2 protein-coding genes are annotated in these 3380 nt (G+C 64.4%); both read left to right on the top strand.

The features are described 5' to 3' along the window. On the top strand, nucleotides 1–2588 hold a 2588-nt coding region (locus DBR22_RS18260), incomplete at its 5' end, for an NAD-glutamate dehydrogenase domain-containing protein (protein WP_146187565.1). A gap of 28 nt (nucleotides 2589–2616) precedes the next feature. Beyond that, nucleotides 2617–3380, top strand: a 764-nt coding sequence (locus DBR22_RS18255) for a histidine kinase N-terminal domain-containing protein (RefSeq protein WP_181365241.1), incomplete at its 3' end; no start/stop codon positions are given.

Genomic DNA, 3380 nt, shown 5'->3' with positions numbered 1-3380 from the left:
ACCTGATCGAGTCCACGCTTCGCACCAACTATTACCAGGACAAGCCGCACCTGAGCTTCAAACTCGATCCTTCCCGGATTGAAGGGCTGCCCTTCCCTCGCCCGATGTTCGAAATCTGGGTGTATTCCCCACGGGTCGAGGGTGTCCACCTGCGCTTCGGCAAGGTGGCCCGCGGCGGACTGCGCTGGTCCGACCGCCGCGAGGACTTCCGGACGGAAATCCTCGGTCTCGTGAAGGCCCAGACCGTCAAGAATGCGGTCATCGTGCCTACCGGCGCCAAGGGCGGATTCTTTGCCAAGAAGCTGCCGGATCCCACCGTGGACCGTTCAGCCTGGATGGCTGAGGGCATCGACAGCTACAAAACCTTTATCCGCGGGCTGCTGGACCTCACTGACAACCTCGTCACCGACGCCGGGGCGGAAACTGTTGTTCCGCCGTCGGACGTTGTCAGGCACGACGACGACGATTCCTACCTTGTGGTGGCGGCCGACAAGGGGACGGCCACATTCTCGGACATCGCCAACGGGCTGGCCGCAGAATACGGCTTCTGGCTCGGCGACGCCTTCGCCTCCGGCGGCTCAGTGGGCTACGACCACAAGGCCATGGGGATTACGGCCCGCGGTGCCTGGGAGTCGGTCAAGCGCCATTTCAGCGAACTCGACGTCGACACCCAGACGCAGCCCTTCACCGTGGTGGGCGTGGGGGACATGTCGGGTGACGTGTTCGGGAACGGCATGCTGCTCTCGCGCCACATCCGGCTCCTCGCAGCCTTCGACCACCGGCATATCTTCCTAGACCCGGCTCCGGACGAGGAGGCTTCCTTCGGAGAACGGCAGCGGCTGTTCGAACTGCCCCGGTCCTCCTGGGATGACTACGACAAATCCCTGATCAGCGAGGGCGGCGGTGTCTATGCCCGCCAGGCCAAAGTCATTCCGGTCTCGCCGCAGGTCCGCAACGCGCTGGGTCTGCCTGAAGCGACCACCGAGCTGAGCCCGCCTGAGCTCCTCCGCGCCATACTGCTGGCGCCGGCCGACCTGCTGTACAACGGCGGTATCGGGACGTACGTCAAGGCGAGCACGGAAACCAATGCCTCCGTCGGGGACAAAGCCAACGACGCCATCCGTGTGGACGGCAAGGACCTGCGCGTCAAGGTGGTGGGTGAGGGCGGAAACCTGGGCATGACACAGCGGGGCCGGATCGAAGCCGCGCTCCAGGGCGTCATCCTGAACACCGACGCAATCGATAACTCCGCCGGGGTGGACTGCTCCGACCACGAAGTCAACATCAAGATCTTCGTGGACCGGATGGTGGCGGCCGGCAAACTGTCGCCCGAGGAACGCGCAGACTTCCTGGCATCCATGACCGAGGAGGTGGGGCGGCTGGTCCTCGAGGACAACGTGGACCAGAACATCCTGCTCCTCAATGACCGGATGCGTGTGGCTGAATGGAGTCCCAGCTACGAGCGCCTGATGGACTGGCTGGAAAAGTCGGCGGACCTGAAGCGTGATCTCGAAGCGCTGCCCAGCACGGAAACCCTTCGGGAGCGGCTGGGCCAGGGCCAGGGACTGACATCACCTGAGCTTTCAGTGCTGGCGGCCTACGCCAAGATTGAGCTCGCCACGGCGCTGCGCGAAAGCGATCTCGCCGACGATCCCTGGTTCCGGCAGACACTGCGGGCGTACTTCCCCCAGCAGCTCCGGAAGCGCTTCGACGCCGAACTGGACACCCATCCTCTGCGGCGCGAGATCATCGCCACAGTGGTGGCCAACGACATGATCAACATCGGCGGCATCACGTTCGCGTTCCGCACCATGGAGGAGACATCAGCCACGGAAGTGGCGGTGGCCAAGGCCTTCGTGGCCCTGCGGGAAATCTACGAACTGGACACCATGGTGGAGGAACTGAACAGCCTGCCGGCGTCGTTCCCCACCGAACACTGGAGCACTGTCCACCTGGACATCCGCCGTCTGTTGGACCGTGCGGTCCGCTGGCTTCTGGGGCAAGGCGGCACGTCCCGCCCCATCGCCGACACAGTGGCCGAGTTCAAGCCGCTCATGGATCCGATGCGGGCTCGGCTGCTGGACTACCTCCGGGGCGACGACCGCGAGCGGGTGGCCGGCTGGCTGGAGAACGCGCGTGGCTGGGAACTTCCGGAAAACCTGGCGCTCCGCTGGGCCGAACTCTTCGAGAGTTTTGTCCTGCTGGACATCGCCAAGATCGGCCATTCCCGCAAGGAGCCCGTGGAAGAGATCGCCGCCGTCTATTACACCGTGTTCAACCGCTTCCACATCGATTCCCTGCTCGAGCGGATCAGCAGCCTGCCACGGCAGGACCGGTGGCAGGCGCTGGCCAGGGCCGCGCTGCGTGACGACCTCTATTCCACCGCCTCCGACATGACGACGGCGGTACTTGAGAACACCGCGTCCGGTGCCCCCGCGGAGGAACGGCTGAAGGATTGGGAAACCCAGAATGCCGAACAGTTGGGCCGGGCGAAAACCATGTTTGACGAGGTGAACTCACTTGAGTCCGACGACATGGCGTCACTGTCGGTAGCATTGAGGCTCTTGAGGTCAATCGTCCGACGCTAGGAAACCTGGCGTCGCAACTGGAGGTGCAGTGGCAATCTTTACGGACCCCATCAGGGAACACGCTGATTTCGGGCCGGGCGATGCTGAATGGCTGCACCTCCTGGTGGGCGACTGGCAGATGGTCGCCGACCTGGCCTTCGCTGACCTGGCTCTGTGGTTCCCGCATCCTGATCACGGGTATGTGGCGCTCGCGCACGTCAGGCCGTCAACCACCCATACCGTCTTCCACGGCGACTTCGTGGGGGAGCCGATCCGGTCGGACCTGCTACCGCTGGTTGACAAGGCCTGGGGCAGCCGTGCAATCGAACGCTCCAGTGAGACCAACTGGAGCACGGACATGGCTTTGCGTGTTGAGGCGGTGCCGATGGTCCGCAACGGCCGAACCCTTGCCGTTGTGACCACCCACATGGATCTGTCCAGTTCCCGCATGCCGTCCCGCCTTGAGCTGACCTACCGGCAGTGCGCCTACGATCTTCTGCGGATGGGAACACTGGGGTTGTGGCCCGATTTCGCGTCCCCCACCGGATCGCGCCGTGGTGCGCCGCGTGTTGGCGACGGGCTGATCCGTCTCGATGCCGAGGGAATCGTGCAATACGCGAGCCCCAATGGCGTCTCCGCCTTCCGGCGCCTCGGTGACGGCGAGTCGCTCGAAGGCCGTTCCCTGGCTGAAGTGACGGCCAGCCTGCTGAGGGACCGGCGCATGGTGGATGAGACGCTGCCACTCGTGGTTACCGGGCGGATGCCTTGGCGCAGTGAGATCGAGTCCCGCGGCGTGAGCCTTTCACTCCGGGC

This window comes from Arthrobacter sp. HMWF013 (assembly GCF_003061105.1).
In the GTDB taxonomy this organism is placed as follows: domain Bacteria; phylum Actinomycetota; class Actinomycetes; order Actinomycetales; family Micrococcaceae; genus Arthrobacter.
The sequence above is the reverse complement of the archived record's forward strand: the minus strand, read 5'-3'. Positions and strand labels throughout refer to the sequence as shown.